We start from the raw sequence: 26,307 nt of genomic DNA, 5'->3' as shown, positions 1-26,307 counted from the left end.
CCTTGGCACCTAGTCCTATTATCTGTTATTATTTATATACTCCTCGCTTTTATCCTCCTGGAATTTTCTTCCACATATATATAATTTTGAGACTGAGGACTATATTTTCATTTCTTGGTCTCTCATCGCCAATTTTGGCACTTTATTGCCTTTGGCATGGAATGACAAAATCACCGGTTTTTCGTATAGTTTCGGCGACTCCACGACGCCGAATCGTAATTGCACAATTACGTACGGGGGATTACTGGACCAAAATCCAGGGTGAATCTGTCACAATTGGGACAGTAGGGCTCCTTCAGCCCGAACCAGCGAACTAACCTCGAAGGCAATACCCGAAGGAAGGGAGCCTATTTCTTGAATCTATTGCCGTCTAAGAAAGCGGTTGCCAGTATGGCTGTGGGTTTAATGGCAATCCCATTCGCTATGGGAATGTCTCCAACATCTCACTACACTTCCCCTTCTCCCCACACGCTGGCAGCAGCTTCCGCTAGCGCAACGCCGCGGTATTTGTCGGCGCGTATGTTTACCGTACAACCCGGAGATACCCTAAGCAGCATTGCGTGGCAGTTTCACACGACTGTATCAGCGCTGGCTACCTTGAACCACATCGCCAACCCCAATGAAATTCGTGTTGGACAAGTATTGACCATTGGGTACGGTGGTGCTGACCGCGGAACCGCAGTATCAAGCGCAGCCTTGCCGTTCACAGACGCACGGTCAACATATACCGTTCAACCGGGAAATACGCTTGGCGGAATTGCTTTTCAATTTCACGTTACCGTATCACAACTGATGTCTTGGAACAATTTATCCAATCCCAATTTCATCAGTGTCGGTCAAGTGTTGACCATCGCAGGTCCTGCCGCGCAAGCCCCATCAACACCGGCTCCAGCGCCTTCCGCCTCCGGAAATCGTAGCGAATACGTGGTACAAGCGGGAAACACTTTGGCCGGAATTGCGCAGCAATTCGGACTTTCTTGGGAGACTCTTGCATCGTACAATCATCTTAGTAACCCCAATGTATTAAACGTAGGACAAGTCCTCGCGATTCCTTCTGGCGCACAGGCTTCTACGAGCGCTGCTGTTCAATTGCCTGCCCAAAATGCTTCCATTAGTTTTGGACAAGCCATTGTGCAAACGGCCGAACGGTACTTGGGCGTGCCTTACGTCTGGGGAGGCACTTCTCCGGCTACTGGCTTTGACTGCTCTGGTTTGGTGCAATATGTGTTCCAACAAAACGGAATTCCCATGCCCCGCACCAGTTGGGCCCAGTACGACTATGTTACTAAGATACCAGAGTCGCAATTACAACCCGGGGACCTTGTATTCTTCAGCACTGACGGCCCGGGTGCTTCCCACGTCGGTATATATATTGGTTCGGATCCATCTCTTGGATATTCCCAAGCTTTTATTGAAGCGCCAGCTCCCGGTCAGACCGTCATGGTTTCCAACCTTGATGCGCCTTTTTATGTCGACCATTATTACGGGGCAGGTTTTGTTAATCAATAAATGGGCCCTTACTAAGAAAAGAAGAGGAGAAGCGATATGCTGCTTCTCCTCTTCTTTTCTTACGCATGTCTTGGACTTTGGTCTCTTGACACAAGGGGTATGGAACCTTCGGCGTCTCTAATCCATCACGCCAATCGCCCCATCAAGCACTTTCACAACGCGGTCATAATGTCCCGGGTGAAACTGGTCTTGAGGAGGCAATTCCTCCGGCTGCACCCATTGGACGTCAGCAATCTCTTCTGGTTGTGGCAAGAGTTCACCGCTTACATAGTGCCCGCGAATGACAATATGGTATAAATGATGTGACGTCTCTCGGCGATCCATCCAGTTATCGAACACCCCTACAACGTAATCGGCCTGCATCACGATACCTGTTTCTTCGACAACCTCACGGATAACCGCCTCACTCGGCGTTTCACCGATTTCTACCGCGCCGCCAGGTAGTGCCCATTGATGAGAGTCGCGACGACGAATCAATAACAGTTCCCGTTGCTTAAAGACGGCCCCATCCACCCCCACTTTAGGAGTGACAGGCGTAATCGTACTTAAAGGAGGTGCATCCTTAGAAATTCCGCCCAAAATCCTTGCCAACTCTTGGATACGCGCATAACGATGCTGATCGTAGGTGTTATTCGCATAATGCTGGCCATCAATCGCTAAGCCTTCGAGAATATGAGCAATACGCGCAGGAGTCAATGGCTGTTCCGGGGATTTCACGCGTCCGCCCTCCTTTGGCTTTTGAAGCGATATCGAATTAGGCTCGTGTCGCTGCCGACATCTTGAACGTTTCAAAGACCTTTTGCAGCGTTCGCAGACTGTCGGGAATTGTCACCAAATAACGTCCCGTGTCTCTCAGAACTTGATACTCTGTCGCATCCGCGTCGTATTGCAAGGCATGCGCTACAAAAACCTCGGCATAAGTCTTGGGACATTGGCCACGATTTTTCAGGCGCATAAACAGTCTTGCCGGCATACGGCCAATAATATCCACCGCAATCACCGGAGTTCCCTCGCAGGTCTTAACACTCATATTCCAATAAACGTAACCCCGCTCCAACCGCAAGGGTTCTTGCGCGCAAGCTGCAAGCGTACCCATCCACCCCCCAAATTATCAGATACAAATTTTCGACATTCATGAAGAATATTCCTGCATCCTGTATCTATTCGTAAGAATTTTTTCTCGCACTACAGGGTCCGCCTCTCCAATAACACGTTTGCACTTACAATTTTTGTGTCAGCATGGCAAACCCATGCCTCATCAATCTCTAGTTCCGTAATTTCAGGGACTTCATCAATCAGCCGAGACACCCGCAGAAACAACTCGCTTAACACCTTCTTGCAAAATGGAGCGCCCTTCTGCCCTCTCAACCAAGCCTGAGCAAAAACTTCCGCATCCCGGTCCGTTAAAGGAATCAAGCGACTCCGACTGATATTTTCTTGATCCACCGGTGTCGCCGTAAGAATCGGGCCAAACAAAGGATCCATATGACAACGGATGCGGAGCCGGCAAAATCCCTGGTCCTCCTCCGTTAACGCCAATTGGCTACGCAGGCCCACCATGTCCAACACTTGACTCGCTCGCACGGGTCCCGTCCATACCGCCTCGTCCGGGCTTTGCCATTGTTGTACTAAAGTTCTCGCCTCATCCACATGAATATGCTCCAAATCTGGTAATCGTCCCATGGGTTGACGCCGATATTCTGCATAACGGGCCACTTGTCCTAAGGCTCTCACCGCCAATTCGGGAAAAGGATACACGGGTATGCGAAATGTAGGGCTTTCAATATAGTCAATGGGTCCATGGCCCATCATGAGAAAATTCGCCAGCACCGGCTTGCTAAGACCTTGCTCTTCCACAGCTTGACGGATCGCATCGGACACCCCCTGAGCCTCCGATATCCCCACCGGGATAAATAGCACAATAATCGCGTCAACATCGGACTGACTTAAAGCCCTGGCGACTTCCTCATAGTACCGTTGCCCCAGAGCATCCACACCCAAATCGACTGGTGGTTCAGCCAAGGTCAGTCCCACCGCCCCCAATGCGTCAACGGTAATGACGGCAGCGCCCGCAGCGTTGGTAATGACCACAACCCTATTACCGTCTGGTAATGGCATCGTACCAAGCAAGGCCGCGATATCAAATAATTCTTGCAAAGTGTCAGCCCGAATAATGCCGCTCTGCTGAAATAAGGCCTGCACGGCCACCTCATTATCCACAGGCTGCAATCCCGACTCAGTGGGGACACTGTTATGGACGGTGCGCGCACTCTTTACCGCAAGGATCGGCTTACGCTGCGTCAATCGCCTAGCAATACGGGAAAACTTCCTCGGGTTGCCAAATGATTCCAAATACAACAAAATCATGGCTGTCGCCGGATCATCTTCCCAGTATTGCAGCAAATCATTGGAGGACACATCAGCCTTATTGCCAGTGCTTGCAAAACTCGAAACACCCACACCCATGCGCGCCGCATAGTCTAAGATGGCAATGCCTAACGCGCCCGATTGACTAGCAATGGCCACTGACCCTGCCGGCGGCAGAGCTGGTGCAAAACTCGCATTCAACGGATGCTCTGGGTGCGCATTGAGCAGGCCCAATGAATTAGGGCCCACCAAACGAATGCCATGGCGTCTCAGATCAGCGGTAATATCCTGTTCTAAGGCCGCGCCATTTGCATCCAGGTCGGAAAATCCTGCAGAAGTGATCAACACGGCTTTAACCCCTGCTATAATGCAATCCTGAACCACACTCTGGACTTGGTCACGCGCGACCACAATGACCACAAGGTCAACAGCGTCGGGCACAGCTTGCACTGAAGGATATGCGCGAACCCCCAACACGGCTTTAGCACTTGAGTTAACCGGATATACGACCCCATTATAGGAGCCTTCAAGCACGTGACGCAGCAATAAGTGGCCCAAGCGGTGAGAATCCCGAGATGCTCCCACGATGGCGACTACCGCTGGCTCAAAAAAGGGCCGCAAGGAAGCAGCCGTCGCCAACTTTTCCCGCGTTTCTTGCAATGCCCGAGTGCGTTCTGTCTGCTGTAAAGGCAAGACGAGATGAATAACACCGGACTCATGTTGCTCATGAATTTCGTACCCACTATCTTGGAATACACGTAACATGCGGCGGTTATCGCTTAAAACATAGGCCTCAAACTGTTTGAGACCCCGGCGCCATGCGATTTGCGCAAGATGTTCCAGCAGCAGTGTTCCCAGGCCTCTGCCTTGCACGCGGTCATCCACAAAAAATGCCACTTCGGCGCTAGCCCCATCCGTCATAATGTAGTGGCCAATCCCTAAGATTTGATCCTGACTCACGCAAATGAGAGACTTTCCTTGGCCGTCAATCCGGATCATTTGGTCAATATCCCGATCCGAAACCTCTTTAACCATATGGAAGAACCGAAAATACAAATCATCCGCAGAAGCATGGCGAAATAGCTCATGAAGCATTCTCCGATCCTCTGGTGTATCCCTTGCTTCCCGCAGTTCAGCTACCCGTCCATCTCGGAGAATAATTCTAGCCAAGCCTTCCATCCCCTTTGTCTTGCCCGCTTGCTTCGATTATATTACGTTGGGCTTCTCAACAAAGACCATGCTCCCCTATAATAGAAGAAAAATGAACGGATGCGGACAATGACCGATACTGCCAAGTTTATATATAGCGACGCTTACAGCCAATATGATTTTGGTGCAACCCACCCTTTTAACCCGGTTCGCTTAAGAGCTACCAAAAGTTTAATCGACGCGTTGCATCTAGTCTCTGATGACCAACTGGTGCTTCCCGCCCCGGCCACGATAGACGATCTAGTCCGTGCTCATCACCGTTCGTATATTGACATGGTACAGCACTTCACCAACCTGGAGGATGTGAATAATCCTACTTTGCTTAAGCGCGCAGCAGCATACGGTCTAGGCACCGAAGACGACCCTGTCTTTCCCGGGATGCATGACGCTGCCCGGTTGGCCGTGGGCGGTACGCTGGCTGCTGCTCAAGTCATTGCTCAAGGCGAGGCCATGCATGCGCTTAACCTCGCTGGAGGCTTGCACCATGCTAAGGCCGCCCAAGCCTCTGGTTTCTGTATATACAATGATTTGACGGTCGCAATTCATTGGCTGAGAGAAAAGACACAATGGCGAATTGCTTATATCGATACAGATGCGCATCACGGGGATGGCGTGCAGCAAGCATTTTATGATGATCCCCATGTCCTAACGATCTCATTTCACGAAACCGGCCAGTATTTATTTCCGGGCACAGGCAGCGTTGAAGAAACGGGCACAGGGGCCGGACAAGGCTACGCGTTGAATGTCCCCCTCCGTCCTTATACGGATAACCAGTCGTGGCTTGAATGCTTGGAACGCATTGTCCCTGCTGCCTTACAGCATTTCCAACCCGATATTATCATTAGTCAGCACGGCTGCGACGGCCATTATTGGGATCCCTTGACGGACTTGTTTGCCACGACCGATTTCTACGCAAAAGTTCCAGCTCTTGTCCACCAATGGGCCCACACCTATGCACACGGTCGGTGGCTCGCCACTGGCGGTGGAGGATACGAAATTTGGCGTGTCGTGCCGCGGGCATGGACCCTGTTATGGGCGGAGATGTCCGACCAGTCCTTAGACGTGAATACGCCCCTTCCGCAATCCTGGCTCGACACCTGGCAACCGCTGTCATCTCCCCCATTGCCAACCACCTTTTTTGATCCTCCTGAATCCTTTCCACCCGTAGCCCAATCCTTTGCCATCACCCAACAAAATCGGGAAACGGTCGATCGTCTCAAGCGCTTAATTCCGTGGTTATGACGTCTACCACAACGCAAAAAATCATGGGCCGCTCTTCTTACGCCCTTTCGGGTGAGGACGTATGTCTTCTTGTTGATAAGGACCCTATGGAGCCTCATTGAGGCCAATTCAGAAAATATCTGCTAAATAATTAAATAAAATGCCTCTAGTCACCGCCTCTTTGTTGTGATCCGTGCTATAATGAATGCGTACAAAATGTGAAAGAGTTCACAAGGAGGCCGATATTGATGAAGAATACATCCAACGAAGTGCTTTGCCCCGTGTGTCAGCGTTACACCGTACGTTATCAAACGCTAAAGTTGACCGGCGATGTGTATGCCATTTGCGAAAATTACCCAGAATGCTCGTATGTCAGTCGCTTAGACAATCCTGCCCGCGATCATGCTGCCATGCAGCCCTCTGCTTAATATGATAAGAGGCATGGCTACCGCTATCGCGCTTCTAATCCCGAACCTTCTCGCTAACACAGATGGTTGGGGATTTCTTTTTAGGTAACCTTCAAATAAAAAAGAAGGCGGTCACCCGCCCCCCTGCTAAGATACACGTTGCCGCACTTGCCATGCCTTTGTTGACGGAGGTTTTGACCCGCTATTTTGGATCTGCTGCCGACAATATCGCCCAGAACCGTATGCCACGGCCCACACCACAACGAGAGCAGACCCCACAACCACCACCGCTCCGGCCACCAACAGTCCTGTTAGAAATGTCACAAACGGCATGATCTACGCCCCCCTTATATAAAACATAACGCCAAAGGGAAGCATTCGGTTTCATACGAGCCGCTCTTGCCATTAGAGTTCGTATGGAAGAATTTCTTTCAAATCATGAATAGTCTCCGCTTTGACTTCCGTAGTGTCCTTATCCCACTCACTGGACGGCACAAACCACAACGCCCGAATAAAGGGCACGTCACTGGCCAAGGCCGCCTCGCGATCATTATTCGTATCGCCAATCATAATCGCGTCGGCAGAATTCTCTTCACAGGTGTTTAATACTAAATTGATGCCCTCGGGCGACGGCTTGGGATAAGCCACGTCCTTTGCCGTCACTATTTTTATAAAATAGTGACGCAAATTGAAATGGGCCAACGTAATATCTGTGGTATCGCGTTCTTTATTTGTCACAATAGCCATCTTAATGCCAAGATTAGCGAGGCCATCCAAAACGCCAACAATTTCCGGCGACAGCGTGACCGTATCGTGTCCCGCTTGGTAACACTCAAGATAATCCGCGAGAATCTCCGGCCAGCGCTCGCCAAATTCTCGGGCGAAGATCACAGACTCGCCTGGGCCAAACATGGCATGCACTTGTTCATCCGTCAACTCGCGATGGCCATATTTGCGAAAAACCTTTTGAAAACACCGCGTAATCAATGGCACCGTGTCGATTAAGGTACCGTCTAAATCAAAAATGACCAAGCCCACTGCTCATCCCTCCAACAATTCTTTATTCTGCTTTTTCATGGGCATTCTTTACGGTAAATCGCAATTCATGGCTGCGTGGAAATTCCCGGGGAATAGCCTCTTTCAAAACAGTCGAAGCGGTATCGTCGTCCACAGACCATACTTGTTGCACGAATCCCTGTTCAATCACGTCCATGTGCCCGTTTGGGTGGCGGACAATAGAGACACTCCGATCTTTTTTGAAATTCAAAATTTGAAGGCTCGTCCCTGGCTTCAGTCGGTGAATCATCTGAATAGCCGTTTTTACGGCACTGCGCGCTGGCACTTTGCTCATTCGCATCCCCCTGACTTCTCAGTCATCCAGTAGGCTTGCCGTGACGTTGGACGCATCCGCTACAGGTCGAGTTTGCCCCCATTTGCTAAGAGGACGCCCCACTGCATGCCATACCATGCCTCCCATGACCAACGCCATGCCCGCTATACTGGCCACGTCGGCATGGCCCGGTAGGTGAAAAATAAGGGCCAACAACAATGTAAACACGATTTCCATAGACTGCGTGGCTTCCACCTTAGCTAGCGTGTCCGGCCTGCCTTGAGCCTGGTCGGTGGCGCGGAAAAAAAGTGCCGTAGCCACAATCCCTGATGACATAGCTACCCAAAAGGTCTCTTCCCATTGCCAAACGGGTGGCCTTCCAGCTGAGACCGAAGCAATCCCAGCCAATACAATCCAAAACGGCAAACTACCAATGGTCATCCCTAAAATGCGAGTTACGGCGGAAATGTCTCCAGTCGTCAATGCCATCATCTTCCGATTCCCTAACGGATATGCTACGGCTGACAGTAAAACGGCGGCCAAGCTCACAAACAACGATTGATTCAACGCGACATGACTCTGCCACTGCACCATCGCGATCCCTGCAAGAATCGGCACCGAGGGCCATAAGTGACGCCAAGGAATCTTCTGATGGGTTGTAAAGGGCACAAGAAGACTTCCAATAATGATGGTGAGTTGAAACGTGCTCGCCACCGCCCATGATGGCCCATATGCAGCAGCAAAAGTCAGTGGGGCATAAAATAAACCAAATCCAACCGTGCCCCACAAAAACCAAGGCCATGGCCGACGAGTCATCAAGGAGGCCAGTTTGGGCAATTCCCCGCGCCATGCAACCCAGATAGCCAAAACAGGCACGGTATAAAAATACCGTAACGAACTCGTCCAGAGCCAACTACCCCCATGAAGCGACATGGTTTGGTTCAAGACGAACGTACTGGCAAAAAACAAAGACGCCAAGATACCCAGCCCAATCGCTTTCATGACACTCTGCATAGAGACCAGATAGCAGGTCGGATCTGTGTCTCGTTCTCCTTTCCTCTCTCAACCATATCTCCTTTGCCATAGTATGATGACATTACAACGCAATGTGCTCCATACCGCGAGGACCAAAAAATACCACGGTATCATACCCGGCTTCGCGAGCTAGTACCCGCGCCTGTGGAAAATACAGCCCAACATTTTCTGGTTCGTGCGCGTCCGAAGCAAAGGTAATGGGCACATGGGCTCTATTCGCTTCAGCAAGCAATGCGGGATGCGGATAAATTTCCTTAACAGGCCGTCTGAGACCCGCGGTATTTATCTCCAACGCCACACCCATATCGGCTAAAACTTCCACAACTTCCCGATAAAGGCCGAGCAAAAAGGACTCAGGTGGCTTCTGGAATCCATAAATTTTTGGCAAGTCAGGGTGAGTAATCGCTTGAAAGAGACCCGATTGCGCCGCCTTCATTGAATATGCATAATACTGCGTCCAGATTTCTTCCACGGGCTGGTGAAAATATTGTTCTTTCATCTCGCTAACGTCCAGCCCAAAATCGCCAATAAAATGAATCGACCCTAAAACAAAATCCCACGGATACCGCGACAAAAATGTCCGAATGCCATTTTCGTTTTCGGGAACATAATCCATTTCCAAACCGACGGCGATGGGATAGCTAGGGCGCACCACATCCAAAAACGCTGTATACCCCGCTAAAGGATAACGACACCGTTGGCGCGACCACTCTCCGGGCAACAGCCCTTGTGCCTCCGTAAAGCGGTAAGCATGTTCTACAATTCCTATGCCGCTCACTCCACGGCCTTCCCCCACTGCGAGAAACTCTTCCAACCATGCAATAGGGTATTCTAATGGCGAGTATGGGCCATGTTCCATATGCACATGATGGTCAAACCACATCCATAGCGCTCCTTTGTCTAACCTTGCTTTGTATTTTTACTCGTACCAATGGGAGTCATCATATTTGGTATAAGCCGCAATGAATGCGGTAATATACGCGGTAGCCATCGACAATCCCATAATTAGCACCCCGAGTTGCTGGTCTGCAAGGGGAGATATACCGAAAATGCGCGGTGCATGAATATAAAATGTGTAAAAAGGACTGCTTGTGTCAATAATATACACTAAGGCGGGCATCATTAAATCAAAGTTGAAGAAAATATACACCAATTGATAGCCTCGGGAAATCATGCCTAATTCAGGCAAATACCCTCGCTTGCGGACCACAGATAAGCGCCGATTTTTACGCTGTTCAATGGGAGCCAAAATGGGCCACCACATAAAGATAGCAGCAAAAAGCATAATATACGATTCTAGGACATAGAGCCAATCCAACCGTAAGCTGGCGTCTAGCAAAGCCGGATATTCTATGGCAGAGAAAATCACATTAAAGGCAATAATGGCAAAGGGTGGGTTCGTGGTAATGCGCAATAATCTTGACCAAAACCGCGTTTTCCACAGCGCATTCATCATCCATTGCGGAATCCCAGCCAATAATAATGGCGGCAATACCAGGCTTAACAATGCATATTGCACCATGTGCCCCGAAAAAAGGTAGTCATCGGCTATCAGTTTTACGGGCGTCCCCATCGCAATATAAAAGGTCAATAGAGCCGCGACAAAATAAATTTTCTGCAACAGTGGCGTCTCAGGCAGGTCGTCACCAAACCGCGCCTTTAGCGGCCCGAGAAGCTGAAAATATACCACCAACAAGATGATAACCAGCAGCATGACTTCTGGGTGCCATAACGCAAAGAAATTATAATGCTGAAATAGGAACGCCATTGACTCACCCTCACTTGCCCCTTAAATCAAACCCATTCGTTCTGCTCAGTATTATAGCGACTAATTACACAGTCAGCCGCGGTTTTTGTGGATCTCGGCGTGCTTGGCTCGCTTGCTCAAAAGCAAACGCCATACGTATGAGCCGCGCTTCCTGAAACGCGCTTCCGGTAAATGTCATCGCCAAGGGGCGGCCCTCACGCGTATATCCTAATGGCACGGTGACCGACGGATAACCGGCCCTCGCGGCAATGTCAGCCCCTTTTGCACCTAAAAACACGAGCGCATCGAGGTCGTGCCGAGCTAAGGTCCGGTCAATCCCTTCTTGGCGCGACCATATGAGGTCTTGGTGGCGGCCACGCAAGTAACGTGCATCCGTCAAGCGTCCCTGTGTTCCTTCAGATTCAATAAGTACAGCCTGTCCATATTTTAGCGCTTTAGCAGGATGACTGCTATTAAATGCGATGACCTCTTGCAATGTCCGAGGCGCCCCTTGCAGCCATTGCGCTAAATACGCGTTCACTGCGACCCGGAATTCATATAAGAGGACATCATAAGTCCAATCAGCTCCCGCGGTGTCAATATCTGCCGGGTCGATGATTGTCGCCCCATGCCTGCGCATCAGATCCAACGCCTGCTCAAACAAGGCCCGCTCTTCGTCTGTCGTATCGTCCCAATAGATATGCCGCGGCACGCCAATACGCACTTGACGGAGGCCTTGGGGATCTAAATCCCTCACGTAATCGGGATATCCTGGGGCCATCGCGGTGACGGGGTCAGCCGAGTCGTATCCTTGTAATACGCTTAAGACTAGCGCCGCATCTGCCACGGTTTTGGCCATGGGGCCCGCGGTATCTTGCGAATACGCAATGGGAATAATCCCCGAACGACTCACCAGTCCTACCGTAGGCTTGATGCCCACTAAAGAATTTTGTGAAGACGGGCTTAATATCGATCCCGATGTTTCCGTCCCAATGGCCACAGGAGCCATTCCTGCTGCGACAGCGGCCCCAGACCCGGAGCTTGATCCGCCGACATCGAAGACTCCCGGCCCGTAGGGATTCAAAACTTGGCCCCCCAGAGCACTGTACCCATTGGGCATATGGTCTGCCATAAAATTCGCCCATTCCGTTAAATTGGTTTTGCCTAAAATAATAGCCCCCGCAGCACGGAGTTTTCGGACAATAAAAGCCTCCCCCGTCGCATACGCCTCGGCCAAAGCCAATGATCCGGCTGTTGTATGCATGTCCGACTGCACCGCGACATTGTCTTTCACCACAATCGGCACCCCGTGCAGCGGCCCCACCGCCCCTTGGCCATACGTACGGTCAGCTGTTTGCGCTAGACCCATTGCATATGGATTTAGTTCTTTAATAGCATTTAACCGGGCATTGTGTGACGCGATCGCGGTTAAACATGTCCAGACCCACTCTTCCGCGGTTTCCAATCCCTTATGGCGCCGTTGCCAAAATTCCTGAATGGCTGACACACGCGAACCCCCCGTCATTAATTTGTGGATGCGCACCGGCGATTCTCCGAATTGACGTCGATACCCTCCAAGGGTATCATAAAAATTACTGGAAATGCCAGGCACTTGAAATGGGACGCGAGCGCACCCCCCTTGAGCAATCATGGTCCGTGACGTCGACACATGCAGGGCGGCAAGCTGCATTCCCAGGTTGAATTGGAGGCTTCGGGACAAGATAACCGGAGACATCATGTCATTAGATGAGGTGATATTCATGGATCGGCGTAAAGTTATCATTCTGGGTACGGGCCCCGCAGGCCTCACCGCTGCTATTTATGCCGCACGGGCTAATTTAAAGCCGCTTGTCATTGAAGGCAACGAACCAGGCGGCCAGCTGACGTTAACAACAGAAATTGAAAATTTCCCAGGGTTCCCGGACGCCATTTTAGGTCCTGATCTGATGGACAACATGCGCAAACAGGCCGAACGTTTCGGAGCGGAATTCGTTTTTGGAATGGCCACCGCCGTCGATACCCATAACCGTCCATTTCACGTTACAGTCAATGACGATGAAGCGTACACTGCTGACGCTTTGATTATTTCTACGGGAGCATCGGCCAAAATGCTGGGAATTCCCGGCGAAGCGGAATTGATTGGCCATGGTGTATCTACTTGTGCGACCTGTGATGGTTTTTTCTTTCGGGATAAGCCCATTATCGTTGTCGGGGGCGGCGACTCGGCCATGGAAGAGGCCAGCTTCCTGACGAAATTCGCCTCCGAAGTCACCATCGTCCACCGCCGGGAAACGTTACGCGCCTCAAAAGTTATGCAAGACAGGGCGCATGCGAACCCGAAAATCAAATGGGCTATGGATCAGACCCCCATTCGTGTCGTGTCGGAAGACAATCACGTCACGGGTCTCGAAGTCCAAGACAACAAAACCGGTCAAAAACATATCATTCCCGCAGAAGGGCTTTTTATTGCCATTGGTCACAAGCCCAACACCAGCTTTCTCAATAACCAACTCAAAACGGACAAAGTGGGGTACCTCAAAACCAATTTGCATAATTCTGCGACCAGCGTCGAAGGTATATTTGCCTGTGGAGACGTGATGGATCCCCACTACCGTCAAGCCATTACGGCAGCTGGCAGCGGATGCAAAGCCGCCATGGATGTGGAAAAGTATCTTGAAGGCGCATTTGTCTATGATTGGTCCATGTCGGAACCCGATTAGACGGCGTCCCAACAAGCGCCCTCTTATGCAGTGCGTTGCATAATTTTGTTTGACAGCTCGGGAGCTTTACGGCACTATTAGGGAGACATCCCCCACAATTTAAGGAGGAAGATTTATGGCTCATGTCATTACCGGGTTATGCCAAGACACCAAAGATCAGAGCTGCGTGGAAGTTTGTCCTGTCGACTGCATTCACCCGGCGCAAAGTTTGGACGGAGACGAGGCGTTTGAAGCAACGCCCCAACTGTATATCGACCCTGACGTGTGCATTGACTGCGGCGCGTGTGTCCCTGAATGCCCCGTTGGTGCCATCTTCATGGAGGAAGACCTCGCTCCCGAAGACGAAAAATACATTGAAATCAATGCCGCCTTTTATCGAAAATAGCATTCTATGTTGTGTTCCAGCCGAGCGCTTTTTAACGCTCGGCTTTTTTTGACATCCCCTGCGAACTATAAGCAGTCTTACGCCGCACGCTCTTCACCGCTAAAAATTTGCATTCATCTATTGCCTCATTTCATCGGGAACACGGTCGTTCCCACCAAAGATCACAAGACGCCCCAAGAATAGTTCTTTGGGACTATCCGTAAAAATGGTGAAACGACGTACCATGAATATGAGGTGAGTTTAACATGGATTCTAATCGGAAAGGGTTATTGTGGTTAGCTTGGCCCGTGGTTAGCACTGCGCTTTTTGTGCTCATGTTTCGGTCGGAATCAGGCTTGCCGATGCATACGTCATGGCGAATTACTATAGCTCTTGCGGCGATATTCTTTATTGGCCAATCGGCCTTGGGCTTTTGGTTATTTTGGATGCGCGCTCACCAAATTGCGCCCCCACGTACTCGTCGTCCCGGACGGGTTATTGACCTTACGGCGTACCGCAATAAAGAGTCTCATATGACGGACAGCTCGCGCCGCTAGGATCGCCTTTTTTGTAAGGCCATCCGCGGCGCATTACTGGACACCTTGTTGGTCTCGGGATTAAGGTACCATTCAAGAGCTTCCGCAATCAGCGTATCTTCATCCTTCTGTAAACTTTGTGCTTTTTCGGCAAGTGCCTGATAAATTTCTGTTTTAATGGATAGGTTCAATTTACAAGTTAAAGGCAGAACCATCGTATCGCCTCCATCAGAAAACGACACGGAGTGCCGCTTCATGACAATAGTGGACAAGATAGAGCATAAAGAATTATGGCCGATCTTCCCGCAGAAGTATAGCCTTTCCTCGCTTTTTTCTTAAATTTGTGTGCTTTCGTAATGTCTACAGAGATTTTTCTGTGGACAGTGGCTCCGCGTGGCTTCCATAAGGATACGACGGCCACCCTTTCCAATATCGACTCAAAAGAGCGGACGAGCCCGTCGCGACCACCGTAAAGGGAAAGACCGATAGGAACGGAAACCATGGGCTTGTTTTAATCAGCACAGGAAAAATGGCGAATGCCACCGCCGGAGGAAAATACATGCCCAGGGGCGGCAGAATGACAAACGCCACCAAAGCTGCCAGCGCAGCCAGAAATGGTCCGTGTCCCCATAGAGCAATCAGACTGCCAATCCCAGCGCCCACAGTGCCCCCGGCAATGATGGGAAAGGGCTGCGACACGTGTTGTTGCGGTAACGACACGATGAGGCTAAGCGTTGCGCCAAAAGGTGGCACAAGAAATGCGGTCACTCGCCATGGGAGATGATCTACGGCAGCAAAAAGCCCCAAAATAAGAAAAAACCACACGTAAACAAACCAAGGCAATTGAAACCGATGATAATGCAGTCGGTGATGCCACATGATATCTGGCCCTCCTTTTCCGCCGCAAATAGTGTACCATGTCATTCCCCCATGGATCCTAGATAGCTGAGGGATTTTTCGGCTGAGACACACATCAGTGAACAAGAAAAAAGCCGCTCCCGGTTACCCGAGGCGGCGATCGGAAATATTCCACAACCCCTTAACGATTCTTGTTCTTAAGCGTTGTGCTGTGAGGCAGCCCGCTGACACCTGGGTGCAAGAAGGTGCGAATTTGTGCCACGGCAATTCCTACTTCACCAAATCCCGTCGCAATTAGTTTCACCTTACCGGGGTAAAAAGCGGCGTCCCCTACGGCCCAAATGCCCGGTCGAGTCGTCATCATCGACTCTGGCGCCACCTTAATGGTCGAACCTTTTAATTCAAGCCCCCAAGTTTTCACAGGACCCAAATCCGGATGAAAGCCCAAACCTCCGATAATTGCATCCACATTCAATTCGTGCGAACCCTTTTCTTGATGGCGAATACGCACACCCGAAACCTCGTCCGCCCCTAAAATCTCTTCAACTTCAGCGGGCGTGACCACGTTGATATTGTCCGTCTCGTGCATCTGTCGCACGCTGTCCTCTTGGGCACGAAATTCATTCCGACGATGCACCACCGTCACCTGCCGCGCCTTGCCCGCCACAGCTAAAGCCCAGTCCACGGCCGTGTCTCCGCCCCCGACAACCAACACATGTTGGCCCGCAAACGTATCTAAGGGAGGCACAAAATAATGCAGGCCCTTCCCTTCCCAACTCTCCGCCCCTTGAGCGGGGATTCGCCGCGGCAAAAAGGACCCAATACCCACGGCCAACAAAATTGCCCGCGTACCGTGTACACCCTTGTTCGAATGTAAAAGGAACGTGCCATCCGCCAACGCTTCTACCGTTTCAACGGACTCCTTCAACACCACTTCGGGCCGGTAGCGCTCCATTTGCGCGACTAGGCTCAGAGCAAGGTCTTTTGCCGGTACAGCAGGAAATCCCGCCACGTCGTACACAGGCTTTTCAGGATATAGGGCGTATAATTGCCCTCCTAATTCCGGCAAACTCTCAATAATTTTTACTTTCATGCCGTGAAGGCTGGCTAATGTGGCACCAAACATGCCCACCGGGCCTCCACCAACTATCGTTAAGTCAAATAGTTCCGTCCTAACCGCCTCCAACTCTGTAGTTCCCCGGCTCTTCCAGGCGGCATGCCGACCGCAGACAGCTACGGCTCCTCCATGTACAAGACTCAGGCACTAGATGATGCAAAAAAGCACTTTAGTCATTTAATTTAGCGTATTAAGTCGTTGTTGGCAAGAATTCTGCACCACGTGTTGACGTTCAGCCTTGCGGAAAACGTCGTGCTTGTGCGGCGAATGTTTGGGAAATCACGCGAAGCGCCGTACTCATCGTATCTAGGGGGCGATGGATTAACGCAAGTTGGCGGAAAGCGGTCGGATTCAAGTGCCTCACGACGACCTGGCCCACATCCGCAAATACCCGAACCGCCTGATTCGGAACAATGGAAATCCCCAGACCGGAGGCCACAAATCCAATGACCGTAGCAATACTGGTCGCTTGAAAGATAATGTTCGGTTGAATCCCATGCTCGTGAAACAGAGATAGGACCGTACGCTGCAAACCTGTGCCGGCATCGAGACCAATAAAAGGATATCCCCCCAACGTTTTCACCAATAAGGGCTCCTCAGCAAACCCTGACTGGGCACTGTCAATCACGACGAGTTCTTCACGCCATAACGGGACAATATCGATATCCGTGTAATGAATAGGCAAGGTGACAACCGCCAAATCCAGATCACCTTGGCGGACTTGTTCCACCAAATCCAACGAACGGCCCTCCGACACAACCAAATGAACATCAGGATATAAGGTCAGCATACGACGATAGACAAAGGGAAAGTGCGACGCTGAGGCCGTTGGTATAATGCCCAATTTGACATCGCCATGAACTTTGCGGATATCCTCCAAATCGTCGGCTAAGGATCCGACGTCCCGTAAAATGGCTCGAGCGCGATCGACAACGATTTGCCCCTCTGCGCGGACGGTAATCCCTCTGGCGCTCCGGTCTATTAGCCGATGCCCAATGAAATCTTCGAGTAATTGGATTTGATGAGTCACTGTCGGCTGAGCCACATCAAGGGCTTGAGCGGCCGCAGAAATGGATCCATGATCAGCGACCGCTACGAGACATGTTAACTGTCGTAGCGTGATATCCATCACTTTCTCCTATAAATTATTTCTATATCTATGTATACCCCAAAATGCCTTGGTCGTCTACAGAATGCGGTCTTTAATAAAGTAAGAAAAAGAACGGAGGTGACCGCATTGAACAGACACGTACCGGATTCGGCCTATAAATGGTGGGCGTTGTCGGCAACCAGCATGGGAATGTTTATGGCTGTGCTGAACGACACCACGTTGTTAGTGGCCCTGCCGACATTGATTCGTGTGCTACATATGTCATCATTGTTGGCAATTTGGGTCATGCTGTCTTACATGGTCACCCAAACCATATTGGTGCTCACGGTCGGACGCTTTTCTGACATGTACGGACGCAAGCGGTGGTATGTTGCGGGGTTTGCGCTCTTTACCACGGCCAGTTTGGCCGCCGGTTTTGTATCTAACGGGCTAGCTTTGTTGATAATCCGTGCCATTCAGGCAATCGGAGGTTCCCTGGTATTGGGCAATGCCACTGCTATTGTGGCCGACGCCTTTCCTCGAAAACAGTTAGGACTCGCCCTCGGCATTAATAGTATTGTCATCGCCGTCGGCATGGTATTAGGTCCCGTATTGGGGGGGCTATTAGTCACGTTGTTCAATTGGCGGTGGGTCTTCTGGTTCAATGTCCCCGTGGGTATCCTGGGAACCTTGTGGGCTGCGCGCCAGCTGCATGACGTAACGAAACCTTTACAAGGACAGCGCATCGATTTCGCTGGCAACGTTAGTTATATGTTGAGCTTGTTAGGGGCCCTTATCGCGATAACATGGGGCGGGATCGTTGGATGGCACGCCCCGGTCGTTTTAATCGCAGCCATAAGTGCGGCAGCTGGATTTGTGTTCTTCATTCGTTGGGAAAACACCGCGCCGAGCCCCCTTTTAAACCTCTCATTATTTCGCATCCGGGCATTCGCCATGGGAAACCTCTCTAATTTGTTTATTGCCATGGCTCGCGGGGCGATCGTTCTGCTGTTCATCTTTTATTTTCAAGGCGCTCGTGGGGAAGATGCCTTAGAAGCCGGCATTTCCGTCATTCCCATGGCCATGGCCATGGGAATCATTGCCCCCGTGTCGGGATGGTTTGCGGACCGCATTGGGGCCCGTATGTTGGCCACAGCTGGCGCCATCGTCATGGGGATAGGGCTTATTGGGTTTGCCACCACAATTTCTCTCAACACGCCCTATATCGATATTGCCTCATGGTTGGTTATCGCCGGCATCGGCAACGGCTTGTTTAACTCCCCGAATACCAGTGCCATTATGCGCGCGGTCAACGCTCATGAACGGGGAATTGCTGCCGGTACCCGGACCATGCTTTTAAATACCGGCAACGTCTTTTCGATTGGCATGGTCTTGGCGCTTGTAGCGTCCACAGTACCACACCCCGTCATGTTGGCCATTTTTTCGGGTCAACCCGCCCATGTTGACCATACGGCGTTGACAAACTTTTTACGCGGCTTGAGCCTGGCCTTTTCGGTTATGGCGATGATGGCCTTTATCTCTGCGGCCTTATCATTTTTGAGGGAGCCCAAGCACGCGGCGGCGCTACATGAAGCCCACGCGGCCAGTCAATAATACCAACAGACCAAAGGGAGCAGACCAAAGCAGATGGAGCCTGGTCTGCTCCCTTTGGTGATTAAGAATTCGCACCCGTATCTTGCGGACGCAAGATATCAACCAAGCTTGCCAATCCTGTCACATCCCCGGGCAAGATGAGCTTAGAGGACGGCGATTGGCCAACAGTGGTTAACGTTTCAAGGGACTTCAATTGCAACAACGCATGCATGCGTTCTGGGCGCCAATCATGATCTTCGTTTTCAGCGAGGCTCAAGACTGCAGTATTCATCACGCGAGTCGCCTCTGCTTGGGCCTCAGCCAATTTGCGAATGGCAATGGACTCCGCTTCTGCCTCAAAAATACGGGCTTGTTTCGCGGCTTCGGCCCGCATGACAATAGCTTGCTTGTCTCCTTCGGCTTGCGCAATGGCGGCTTGCCGCATGCCTTCCGCTTGCAAAATGCTTGCTTCCTTCTGTCCCTGCGCCTGTTCAATAGCTGCTAATTTATTGGCATCCGCCTTCTTCTGAGCCTCCATCGCTTTTTGCATTTCGTCAGTCAAATCCACCTGGCGAATCGAAGCCTGAACAATGCGAATCCCCCAAGGTCCTGTTATCTCATCTAATTCGTTGCGCAATGCCGTATTAATCTGCTCCCTATGTGTCATAACCTCGGCCAGCTTACGCTGCCCCACCTCCGAACGCAGGGTCGACGACACAATGTTCTTAATGGCGAGCTCCGGGTTTGCAATTTCATAGAGGTAGCTTTTTGCATCGACGACTTGATATAAAAAGTACGCATCAATCACAGGGCTCACGTTGTCCGCTGTGATAACCGGTTCAGGAGATAAGGCCACCGTGACTGATTTCGTACTCACGAGTTTTAACGAGTCGACCAACGGCAGTTTAATCGTCAAGCCAGGCGGCGCTTCGTGATGAAATTTTCCTAGACGTTGAATAACCCCTACAGAGCCTTGCGGGACGATGCGTAAAGTCCCCCGCAAAATCAACACGACAACGATTAATACCATTCCAATCAAAAACTCGACCATCATGGGCACTCCCTTTCAAGACAGGGCCGCGACAACGATCAGGACCACCCGGTCACGCGCGACAACCCACACCTTTGTACCGGCCGCGATAGCGACCGGATCCTCGGTTGCCGCCGACCATTGCTGGCCATTCACCTTCACAATGCCCAGACCAGTTCGGTCTTCAGGAATGGCTGTTATGGCTATCCCAGGCGCCCCGACAAGTTGGTCAACCGTAGACCGATATGACATCTCCCTCACCTGCGTTGTTTGACAGTACTTGCTTTAATCATAGTCATCTCAGCGTGGTGTGTCATTGATGACGTTTAAGGAAATCCACAATCTGGCGGTACACCGCGATCTCGTTTTCCTTTTTGCTAAAACCATGTCCTTCATCAGGCAACACCATATACTCAATATCTCGTCCGCGTTTGCGCAACGCATCGACCAGTTGGTCTGATTCGTGTTGAACAACCCGAGGATCATTGGCCCCTTGAATGACGAGCATCGGTCGTGTCATATATTCCACATACGTTATAGGTGAGTCTTCAACAAATTTCTCCGGATTTTCTTCGGGATTGCCCAAAAATTGATTCATCACGGGTTTCCAGGAATCTGGCACGGAATGATAAAAGGTGCGTAAGTCTGAAGGCCCAAACAAATCCACCACCGCACGAAAATATTCACTATGCCGTCCATGGAGCAGTAGACTCATATACCCCCCGTAACTTCCTCCAAGCAGGAACAAATGCCCAGGCTCAACCATTCTCTGCTCTATCAACCATTCAATTCCGGCAATCAGGTCACGCCGCGGCCCATCTCCCCAATCACCTTCTACGAGGCGCGCAAAACTCTTTCCATATCCGGTACTCCCGCGAAAATTCGGAGCAAAAAACTGATAACCTTGACTCACCAAATACTGGACAACGCTACGAAATTGTTTGCGTTCGGCCGCTTGCGGGCCCCCGTGCGGCCAAATAATGGTATACCCATTGCGACGGTCAGCTTGGGGTGAAAACCACAAGGCTTCGATAAGCGTGCCATCAAAAGAAGGATAACGAACAATAGTCGCCTTGGTGGCTGTCGCAGGGGAGATGCCCATGGAGCGATTATCCGTCAACGGAGTCCAAGCGTGAAACGGTTCCGCACGGTATAAGTTATTGGGGAGAATTTCCGATTGCCCTAAAACATAAACCACTCCGTCATTGGTAACGCTCCAATTCGCGACGACGCTCACAGGGAGAGGCCATGATTGCAAGACCCAATCATCGCTGTCTAAATCCACCATATAGAGGTGATCTTCTACGCCACCTGTCCCCATAATAAATAGCCGGTTTCGCTTACGGTCGATTTGAATATCGCGCAAATCCTCGCGTTCTTGAGCGATAAGCTTAGTTAACGTGCCTGTCGCGATATCATACCGGGCTAGATAGCTAAACTCTTCTTGATAATTGGTCGTGACAAAAATGGTGCTTTCTTTGTAAAACTGTGCCCCATAGATGACATGGGGGATGGATGGATCTGGAACCAACGGACGCATCGTGTCCTCACCCAGTTTTCCGTAGAGTCCCATCACGTATGTGTTAGAGAACATCTTCAACACAACAACCCATGTCTCATCTTCCGACACCTGAGCAATATAGGTGGGTCCTTCGGCGCCCACAATCAATGTTTCTTCTTGACCAGTGTCAAGATGGAACCGGTAGTTGTTCATAAACAGGGCATTCTCTTTATCGGAAGCATAGTAAATGCGGTTCCCATCCTTAGATACATGAAGAACAATATGTCGATGCCCTGGCGCGGTACGCAAGGGTTTAAGAGAACCCCCACGCGGTGGTAGTAAATATAATTGGGTATTCTCGTCCCCGTCGTGATCAGCACTCACCAGTATGTATCGACCTTGCGGGTCATAATGCAAGTCGTGAACCATTTGCCCCATATGACTCAGTTGGTGAGGATATCCCACTTCGGGTCGCACACCCCACACATCAAAAACGCCGCCTAAATTTGTTCCAAGAACAATCTGGGCGCCATCCTCGCTAGCGGCATAGGCACTAATCGTGGCATAGCGAAAAAAATCCTCTAAATCTGGTGGATTAAACTCCCATTCACTCATAAAATCACCCCTTGGTCTCTAGTATGAATGTTTTTGCACGGACCCTCAATGTCGAGTCACCCGTAATTTCACCAAGGTCTAAACCTTGGTACAACGGATCCACATCTCAAACGATGTCGCTTGGATGCTACACCGAGTCGCTAACATACCGGAGATCGGACAACAAACGTGCTTCGGGGGCTCTTTAGCAACATCGTTTCGTGGTTCGCAGCGATACCCATCCAAAAACGCTCATACTAAGACGCCTCGATACACACGAAAAGAGTCCACGTCATAACCTGAAAGGAAGAGACGGAAATGAGTCCTTTTATGGGCGGATAGAGAAATCAGAGCTCACATGCAAAACCACCCGAACAGTCGGCTATTCGGGTGGGATGCGATTAAGAAGAACTATGGTGGCTTTCGGTCTTGCGCCTTGGACGTACCGTAACGGCAGTATTGCGCTTTCCTCCCCGAATTACTGCCCATGTGGGAGGTAATGTGCGGGGTCTGTCCTCAGACGGCGGCTGCAACCATTTCGGATACTCATCGCCGTAGGCTGATTCTTTTGGCCCATTACCTAGCCACTTAAGCATCCACCATCCGAAACTGACAAACATTGCTGTCGGAATGAGTATCCACAAGGCATCACCCACGTCGACCCCGACAGCGCTCAATACCACCGTGCCCATTTGTACCACTCCCACTGCCGTTGTCTGAATGTTAGGCTAACAACAGATATGAATTATATAATAAAAGAAATTTCTTATAGAATCAATATGCCCCATTATTTGGCAGACAAACTCTTCCGCTATCCCCTAGCCATGAAAACTAGTCCGACCGAACTGGGCATGCTACAATAACCACAAAACACGCGAGGTGTAGCATTGTGCACATACGTTTACGTGCTAGTATTTTCATCTCCCTATCCGTTCTCGGGCTCTCAGGGTGTGGCACGGCCCCCCAGGCGGCGCCCAAATATAAAGTGTGGTCCGTCGCTGCAGATAAGTGGCAGAAGACTTCTTTCGTAGATACTAACGGGGCCGTTGTCATCGCCATGGCCTCATGGTGCAAATACTGCGCATGGGAAGCTAAGTGGCAAGAACCCCAGCTCTTTCACTGGGGTCAGGCGCACCATATCCGCATAGCTCTCGTCGATATTTCACCCCGGGGAGGGATTGGAGTGGCCGGCCCGGCCAATAACGCCGCCGCGGGGCATGATGGGACGGGGCCATTTTATGGAGCTAGTCGGTCGGGAATAAAAGCCCTTGACCACACCTTGCAGGAATATGCGGCCATCTATCATCTTCCTCTCTCGGCGTTCACAATCGACCCGACCGACGCCACTCCCTTTGCTAAAAAAGCGGAAATGATTCCCGCCATTTTCCTTTTAAATCAGCACGGACAAATTACGCGCTCATTTCAAGGTACAACGCCTGCTAGCACGATTGAAGCGGCCTTTGGGACACCTTAGGTTTTCTGAATAAACGCCGGGCCCATACCCCGCGGCTTCTCAGGCACCACAAGAAAGACAAAGACCCCGAGCACGGAGGCGAGTGCAACAGCTCCGTACATACCGGTAAATCCGTGCAGGACTTTAGCAGCGGTAAGCAAAATAGGCCCCGCCGCGAGGCCTGTGGCGCGAAATACCGCCATCAAGGACAACGCTTCGCCTGCTTGCTCTGATCGGTACAAATCCAACGCCAAGCGATTTAGCGGAGCTCCCATAGTGAACGCGGTCCCCATGCCCAGTGCTATCATAGCCAAAATAAATCGTAAAAATGTCAACGGCGGCCATGCTAATAAAACGCCACCAATAGCCGCTGCTGCTAGTCCGACGGCAAGAATACGTTTAGCTCCCACGCGATCCACCATCACACCCCCTGCCCCTGCCAGCAGGGCCCCTGTAAAGGCAGCTGGCAAGAGCGCGAGCCCCGACTCCAGTACCGAGTAATGCAAGTCGGCCTGCACTAAAGCAGGAACAAAGATCGCCGCAGACATGTCTAAACCAATAAGGCCCGCTCCGACCATTACCGCAATGCCAGCCTTATTGGCCAACGGTGTTGTATCCAAAAACGGCGTCCGAGCCACTTTTTGCCGCCATGCCATAATCCCAAAGAAAAAGACCGCCAATACCAAAAACACAAGACGGACAGTCCCTTGGCCCATCAATACCAACAGCACGCTCGCCAGACCGGCGCTGAAACTTGACCCACCAACCCAATCGGGCAAAGGGCGCGTGACAATTTCCGAGGGCGGTGCTTTCCGCAACATGGCCAAGACAATTAAAGCAATTGGCAAGTTAATAATAAACACGGCAGGCCATCCAAAATACTGACCCAAGACACCGCCAAGCGTTGGACCAATAATACTAGCCAATCCAAAAACCGCTCCAAACATCCCTAACGCCATTCCATGTTTTTCGGGTGGAAACTGTTTTAAGCCCTCGGCCTGTCCGTTAGGATAGACCGCTCCGGCACCCGCTCCTTGCACAATTCGCGCGATGACAAATAAGGTAAACACCCGGCTTAAGGCCGCCGTCAGCGAGGCCAGGGCAAACAAACTCACTCCCCAAATAAACACCTTGCGGTGTCCCAATCGGTCACCCAGTGCGCCCGCCATAACCGTCGAGCCAATATAAGCAACCGTGTAGGCCGTCACTGTCCACGCAGCGCCTTCGAGCGTCACATGAAAGCTCCGCGCAATCACAGGAAAGACCGGGCCTAATACGTTTGTATCCAAAGCGCCGATAAACACACCAAGTAGATACACCGTCAAGACTTTGTAATTCGGTTTCACCCCAGATCCTCCCTCCCTTGCTTGTCTTCTGTCCCACTATACCCCGGCAACACCAGTTTTCCCACTTTCAAATTTTACTATCACTACCAGTACATTAAAAACAGGCCACGGGCACGTGGCCTGTTGACTCTTTCCATTGCAGTTAGTGCGGAATCGCAACAACCATGGCAAAGAAAATCGCCATCATGTACAGCAAAGAAAATTTAAAGGTCCGCTTGGCCCATATTGTATCAGGCTCATGCTCCCGGAGCAAAAAAACATGATAGCCAATAAAGGTAACTCCAAGTGCTACAGCAATTGCCAAGTATACCCATGTCACCGTACCCGTAAAATATAGGGCCACTGAAGCAGCTAAGAGCAACCATGTGTACACCATGCTTTGCACTTTTGTCACGTGCTCGCCGCGAACTACGGGCATCATGGGAATAGCGGCTTTACGGTAATCATCCTGCTTATATAAGGCCAGTGCCCAAAAGTGTGGTGGCGTCCATAAAAAGATTATTAAAAACATCAAAATAGCGGGCCAACCAATTGTACCCGTGACAGCAGCCCACCCCACCAAAGGCGGAAAGGCTCCTGCTGCACCACCGATAACAATATTTTGAGGCGTCCGTCGCTTTAACCACATTGTATAAATGAAAACATAGAATAAAAACCCGCCTAATGAACACAACGCCGTAGTCCAATTGACCCATAGGCCCAATCCGACAAAGGATATCGCTTGCAATATGATGCCAAATGCCAAGGAATGCGAACCAGGGATTCGACCTTGTGCTACAGGACGCATTTTCGTGCGGCGCATCACCTTATCAATATCACGATCGTACCACATATTGACAGCGTGAGCTCCACCGCTCGACAACGTAAGACCTCCCAGCGTCAACAGCGTCAGTCCAATAGAAGGCAGGCGGCCTGCCCCGACAACCATGGCGCAATAGGCGGTCACGACCAATAAAGAAATAATTCGTGGTTTCATGAGCGTCACGTAGTCCATCAAGACAGACGAGAAGCTCCGCGGGACAGATACCGACTGGGCGTACATTAGCGCGACCTCCATTTGTAGCTTGTGCCCAAAATTGGGCACTCAATTAGTAATACTATCGAACTAACTATAACTTGCCGCTTCCTATTTGCCAAGCGGTGAATATGGAAAGGCTGGCATTTGCATACCAGCCTCCTCCTTAATCAACCCGGAATCGACGGGGGCTGGTCCGAACTCGCGCCCGGCCGACGCCCACTGGCGGACGTCTTCGCCGCCTTGTCGCTTTTGTCGACACTGA

Annotated in this window: 28 protein-coding genes and 1 riboswitch; of the genes, 8 read left to right on the top strand and 20 right to left on the bottom strand. The window is 50.9% G+C overall.

The genetic code is table 11. From position 1 onward, the window contains the following. Positions 1-196 precede the first annotated feature (196 nt). Positions 197-343, top strand: a riboswitch (cyclic di-AMP (ydaO/yuaA leader). Positions 344-354: 11 nt separating this feature from the next. Beyond that, the gene (locus tag CO251_RS07015) at positions 355-1,509 is read left to right on the top strand and encodes a LysM peptidoglycan-binding domain-containing protein (RefSeq protein ID WP_103375095.1); all 1,155 of its coding nucleotides are present in this window, start codon (positions 355-357) and stop codon (positions 1,507-1,509) included. A gap of 117 nt (positions 1,510-1,626) precedes the next feature. On the opposite strand, the gene CO251_RS07010 is transcribed toward CO251_RS07015, so the two are convergent. The 3 genes from CO251_RS07010 to CO251_RS07000 form a co-directional block, all read right to left on the bottom strand. Next, positions 1,627-2,226 carry an NUDIX domain-containing protein gene (locus tag CO251_RS07010; RefSeq protein ID WP_158246222.1) on the bottom strand — a complete coding sequence of 200 codons (600 nt, stop codon included), beginning with the start codon at positions 2,224-2,226 and terminating at the stop codon, positions 1,627-1,629. A 37-nt stretch (positions 2,227-2,263) separates the two neighbouring features. Then, positions 2,264-2,605 (bottom strand): hypothetical protein, encoded by a 342-nt coding sequence (locus CO251_RS07005; protein WP_103375093.1) that lies wholly within the window; start codon positions 2,603-2,605, stop codon positions 2,264-2,266. 89 nt (positions 2,606-2,694) lie between these two features. After that, positions 2,695-5,046: a GNAT family N-acetyltransferase gene (locus CO251_RS07000; protein ID WP_158246221.1), complete on the bottom strand. Its 2,352-nt coding sequence runs from the start codon at positions 5,044-5,046 to the stop codon at positions 2,695-2,697. A gap of 99 nt (positions 5,047-5,145) precedes the next feature. On the opposite strand from CO251_RS07000, the gene CO251_RS06995 reads away from it, so the two are divergent. Both CO251_RS06995 and CO251_RS06990 read left to right on the top strand, forming a co-directional pair. Beyond that, entirely contained in the window at positions 5,146-6,327 is a 1,182-nt protein-coding gene (locus CO251_RS06995; protein WP_242968399.1) for an acetoin utilization protein AcuC, read from the top strand. A 227-nt stretch (positions 6,328-6,554) separates the two neighbouring features. Then, entirely contained in the window at positions 6,555-6,734 is a 180-nt protein-coding gene (locus CO251_RS06990) for a hypothetical protein (protein ID WP_103375091.1), read from the top strand. A gap of 126 nt (positions 6,735-6,860) precedes the next feature. Here the strand turns inward: CO251_RS06990 and CO251_RS06985 are convergent, their stop codons facing one another. From CO251_RS06985 to CO251_RS06955, 7 genes are all read right to left on the bottom strand, one after another. Next, positions 6,861-7,046 carry a hypothetical protein gene (locus CO251_RS06985; protein WP_103375090.1) on the bottom strand — a complete coding sequence of 62 codons (186 nt, stop codon included), beginning with the start codon at positions 7,044-7,046 and terminating at the stop codon, positions 6,861-6,863. Positions 7,047-7,118: 72 nt separating this feature from the next. Beyond that, on the bottom strand, positions 7,119-7,751 hold the full coding sequence (locus CO251_RS06980) for an HAD family hydrolase (RefSeq protein WP_103375089.1): 633 nt from the start codon (positions 7,749-7,751) through the stop codon (positions 7,119-7,121). 22 nt (positions 7,752-7,773) lie between these two features. Beyond that, positions 7,774-8,064 (bottom strand): hypothetical protein, encoded by a 291-nt coding sequence (locus CO251_RS06975; protein WP_103375088.1) that lies wholly within the window; start codon positions 8,062-8,064, stop codon positions 7,774-7,776. A gap of 18 nt (positions 8,065-8,082) precedes the next feature. Continuing rightward, the gene (locus CO251_RS06970; protein ID WP_103375485.1) at positions 8,083-9,045 is read right to left on the bottom strand and encodes a multidrug resistance efflux transporter family protein; all 963 of its coding nucleotides are present in this window, start codon (positions 9,043-9,045) and stop codon (positions 8,083-8,085) included. 94 nt (positions 9,046-9,139) lie between these two features. Then, entirely contained in the window at positions 9,140-9,961 is an 822-nt protein-coding gene (locus CO251_RS06965) for a histidinol-phosphatase (protein ID WP_103375087.1), read from the bottom strand. Between the two features lie 36 nt (positions 9,962-9,997). Continuing rightward, positions 9,998-10,846, bottom strand: a complete 849-nt coding sequence (locus tag CO251_RS06960; RefSeq protein ID WP_103375086.1) for a cytochrome c oxidase assembly protein — start codon at positions 10,844-10,846, stop codon at positions 9,998-10,000. A 64-nt stretch (positions 10,847-10,910) separates the two neighbouring features. Next, complete coding sequence (locus CO251_RS06955) at positions 10,911-12,332, bottom strand: amidase family protein (RefSeq protein WP_242968397.1); 1,422 nt, start codon at positions 12,330-12,332, stop codon at positions 10,911-10,913. Between the two features lie 253 nt (positions 12,333-12,585). Between CO251_RS06955 and trxB the strand changes: the two genes are divergently transcribed. The 3 genes from trxB to CO251_RS06940 all read left to right on the top strand — a co-directional run bounded on the left by trxB (position 12,586) and on the right by CO251_RS06940 (position 14,466). Further along, the gene (gene trxB, locus CO251_RS06950; protein WP_103375085.1) at positions 12,586-13,545 is read left to right on the top strand and encodes a thioredoxin-disulfide reductase; all 960 of its coding nucleotides are present in this window, start codon (positions 12,586-12,588) and stop codon (positions 13,543-13,545) included. Positions 13,546-13,660: 115 nt separating this feature from the next. After that, entirely contained in the window at positions 13,661-13,930 is a 270-nt protein-coding gene (locus tag CO251_RS06945; protein WP_103375084.1) for a ferredoxin family protein, read from the top strand. A 245-nt stretch (positions 13,931-14,175) separates the two neighbouring features. Beyond that, on the top strand, positions 14,176-14,466 hold the full coding sequence (locus CO251_RS06940; protein ID WP_103375083.1) for a hypothetical protein: 291 nt from the start codon (positions 14,176-14,178) through the stop codon (positions 14,464-14,466). Here CO251_RS06940 and CO251_RS06935 read toward each other — a convergent pair. The 4 genes from CO251_RS06935 to CO251_RS06920 form a co-directional block, all read right to left on the bottom strand. Then, complete coding sequence (locus CO251_RS06935) at positions 14,463-14,660, bottom strand: hypothetical protein (protein ID WP_103375082.1); 198 nt, start codon at positions 14,658-14,660, stop codon at positions 14,463-14,465. The genes CO251_RS06940 and CO251_RS06935 overlap by 4 nt on opposite strands. A 145-nt stretch (positions 14,661-14,805) precedes the next feature. Continuing rightward, positions 14,806-15,324: an HPP family protein gene (locus CO251_RS06930; protein ID WP_158246219.1), complete on the bottom strand. Its 519-nt coding sequence runs from the start codon at positions 15,322-15,324 to the stop codon at positions 14,806-14,808. 160 nt (positions 15,325-15,484) lie between these two features. Further along, positions 15,485-16,489, bottom strand: coding sequence for an NAD(P)/FAD-dependent oxidoreductase (locus CO251_RS06925; protein WP_103375080.1), 1,005 nt, complete (start codon positions 16,487-16,489; stop codon positions 15,485-15,487). 163 nt (positions 16,490-16,652) lie between these two features. Then, positions 16,653-17,549, bottom strand: a complete 897-nt coding sequence (locus CO251_RS06920) for a LysR family transcriptional regulator (RefSeq protein WP_103375079.1) — start codon at positions 17,547-17,549, stop codon at positions 16,653-16,655. A 108-nt stretch (positions 17,550-17,657) separates the two neighbouring features. Between CO251_RS06920 and CO251_RS06915 the strand changes: the two genes are divergently transcribed. Beyond that, positions 17,658-19,124 (top strand): DHA2 family efflux MFS transporter permease subunit, encoded by a 1,467-nt coding sequence (locus CO251_RS06915; RefSeq protein WP_242968394.1) that lies wholly within the window; start codon positions 17,658-17,660, stop codon positions 19,122-19,124. A gap of 61 nt (positions 19,125-19,185) precedes the next feature. Here CO251_RS06915 and CO251_RS06910 read toward each other — a convergent pair whose 3' ends face one another. The 4 genes from CO251_RS06910 to CO251_RS06895 all read right to left on the bottom strand — a co-directional run bounded on the left by CO251_RS06910 (position 19,186) and on the right by CO251_RS06895 (position 22,920). After that, complete coding sequence (locus CO251_RS06910) at positions 19,186-20,157, bottom strand: SPFH domain-containing protein (protein ID WP_103375077.1); 972 nt, start codon at positions 20,155-20,157, stop codon at positions 19,186-19,188. Positions 20,158-20,169: 12 nt separating this feature from the next. Then, positions 20,170-20,385 (bottom strand): NfeD family protein, encoded by a 216-nt coding sequence (locus tag CO251_RS06905; protein WP_103375076.1) that lies wholly within the window; start codon positions 20,383-20,385, stop codon positions 20,170-20,172. A 61-nt stretch (positions 20,386-20,446) separates the two neighbouring features. Then, positions 20,447-22,249 (bottom strand): alpha/beta fold hydrolase, encoded by a 1,803-nt coding sequence (locus CO251_RS06900; RefSeq protein ID WP_103375075.1) that lies wholly within the window; start codon positions 22,247-22,249, stop codon positions 20,447-20,449. Positions 22,250-22,629: 380 nt separating this feature from the next. Beyond that, positions 22,630-22,920, bottom strand: a complete 291-nt coding sequence (locus tag CO251_RS06895) for a hypothetical protein (protein ID WP_103375074.1) — start codon at positions 22,918-22,920, stop codon at positions 22,630-22,632. Positions 22,921-23,117: 197 nt separating this feature from the next. On the opposite strand from CO251_RS06895, the gene CO251_RS17180 reads away from it, so the two are divergent. Continuing rightward, positions 23,118-23,702, top strand: coding sequence for a hypothetical protein (locus CO251_RS17180; RefSeq protein ID WP_146039012.1), 585 nt, complete (start codon positions 23,118-23,120; stop codon positions 23,700-23,702). On the opposite strand, the gene CO251_RS06885 is transcribed toward CO251_RS17180, so the two are convergent. Further along, positions 23,699-25,027, bottom strand: coding sequence for an MFS transporter (locus CO251_RS06885; protein ID WP_103375072.1), 1,329 nt, complete (start codon positions 25,025-25,027; stop codon positions 23,699-23,701). The two genes, CO251_RS17180 and CO251_RS06885, sit on opposite strands and share 4 nt — an antisense overlap. 142 nt (positions 25,028-25,169) lie before the next feature. After that, on the bottom strand, positions 25,170-26,069 hold the full coding sequence (locus tag CO251_RS06880; protein ID WP_103375071.1) for a heme o synthase: 900 nt from the start codon (positions 26,067-26,069) through the stop codon (positions 25,170-25,172). Between the last annotated feature and the right edge of the window lie 238 nt (positions 26,070-26,307).

Origin of the sequence: Sulfobacillus sp. hq2, assembly GCF_002903155.1 — a bacterium.
GTDB classification, from domain to species: Bacteria; Bacillota; Sulfobacillia; order Sulfobacillales; family Sulfobacillaceae; genus Sulfobacillus; species Sulfobacillus thermotolerans.
The sequence above is the reverse complement of the archived record's forward strand: the minus strand, read 5'-3'. Positions and strand labels throughout refer to the sequence as shown.

What these genes read in the sequence shown, in the direction of transcription:
- CO251_RS07005 (WP_103375093.1), bottom strand. Translation starts at nt 2,605, where the DNA reads ATGGGTACGCTTGCAGCTTGCGCGCAAGAACCCTTGCGGTTGGAGCGG.
- CO251_RS06995 (WP_242968399.1), top strand. Translation starts at nt 5,146, where the DNA reads ATGCGGACAATGACCGATACTGCCAAGTTTATATATAGCGACGCTTAC.
- CO251_RS06990 (WP_103375091.1), top strand. Translation starts at nt 6,555, where the DNA reads ATGAAGAATACATCCAACGAAGTGCTTTGCCCCGTGTGTCAGCGTTAC.
- CO251_RS06985 (WP_103375090.1), bottom strand. Translation starts at nt 7,046, where the DNA reads ATGCCGTTTGTGACATTTCTAACAGGACTGTTGGTGGCCGGAGCGGTG.
- CO251_RS06975 (WP_103375088.1), bottom strand. Translation starts at nt 8,064, where the DNA reads ATGAGCAAAGTGCCAGCGCGCAGTGCCGTAAAAACGGCTATTCAGATG.
- CO251_RS06970 (WP_103375485.1), bottom strand. Translation starts at nt 9,045, where the DNA reads ATGAAAGCGATTGGGCTGGGTATCTTGGCGTCTTTGTTTTTTGCCAGT.
- CO251_RS06965 (WP_103375087.1), bottom strand. Translation starts at nt 9,961, where the DNA reads ATGTGGTTTGACCATCATGTGCATATGGAACATGGCCCATACTCGCCA.
- CO251_RS06960 (WP_103375086.1), bottom strand. Translation starts at nt 10,846, where the DNA reads ATGGCGTTCCTATTTCAGCATTATAATTTCTTTGCGTTATGGCACCCA.
- trxB (WP_103375085.1), top strand. Translation starts at nt 12,586, where the DNA reads ATGGATCGGCGTAAAGTTATCATTCTGGGTACGGGCCCCGCAGGCCTC.
- CO251_RS06945 (WP_103375084.1), top strand. Translation starts at nt 13,661, where the DNA reads ATGGCTCATGTCATTACCGGGTTATGCCAAGACACCAAAGATCAGAGC.
- CO251_RS06940 (WP_103375083.1), top strand. Translation starts at nt 14,176, where the DNA reads ATGGATTCTAATCGGAAAGGGTTATTGTGGTTAGCTTGGCCCGTGGTT.
- CO251_RS06935 (WP_103375082.1), bottom strand. Translation starts at nt 14,660, where the DNA reads ATGGTTCTGCCTTTAACTTGTAAATTGAACCTATCCATTAAAACAGAA.
- CO251_RS06930 (WP_158246219.1), bottom strand. Translation starts at nt 15,324, where the DNA reads ATGTGGCATCACCGACTGCATTATCATCGGTTTCAATTGCCTTGGTTT.
- CO251_RS06920 (WP_103375079.1), bottom strand. Translation starts at nt 17,549, where the DNA reads ATGGATATCACGCTACGACAGTTAACATGTCTCGTAGCGGTCGCTGAT.
- CO251_RS06910 (WP_103375077.1), bottom strand. Translation starts at nt 20,157, where the DNA reads ATGATGGTCGAGTTTTTGATTGGAATGGTATTAATCGTTGTCGTGTTG.
- CO251_RS06905 (WP_103375076.1), bottom strand. Translation starts at nt 20,385, where the DNA reads ATGTCATATCGGTCTACGGTTGACCAACTTGTCGGGGCGCCTGGGATA.
- CO251_RS06900 (WP_103375075.1), bottom strand. Translation starts at nt 22,249, where the DNA reads ATGAGTGAATGGGAGTTTAATCCACCAGATTTAGAGGATTTTTTTCGC.
- CO251_RS06895 (WP_103375074.1), bottom strand. Translation starts at nt 22,920, where the DNA reads ATGGGCACGGTGGTATTGAGCGCTGTCGGGGTCGACGTGGGTGATGCC.
- CO251_RS06880 (WP_103375071.1), bottom strand. Translation starts at nt 26,069, where the DNA reads ATGTACGCCCAGTCGGTATCTGTCCCGCGGAGCTTCTCGTCTGTCTTG.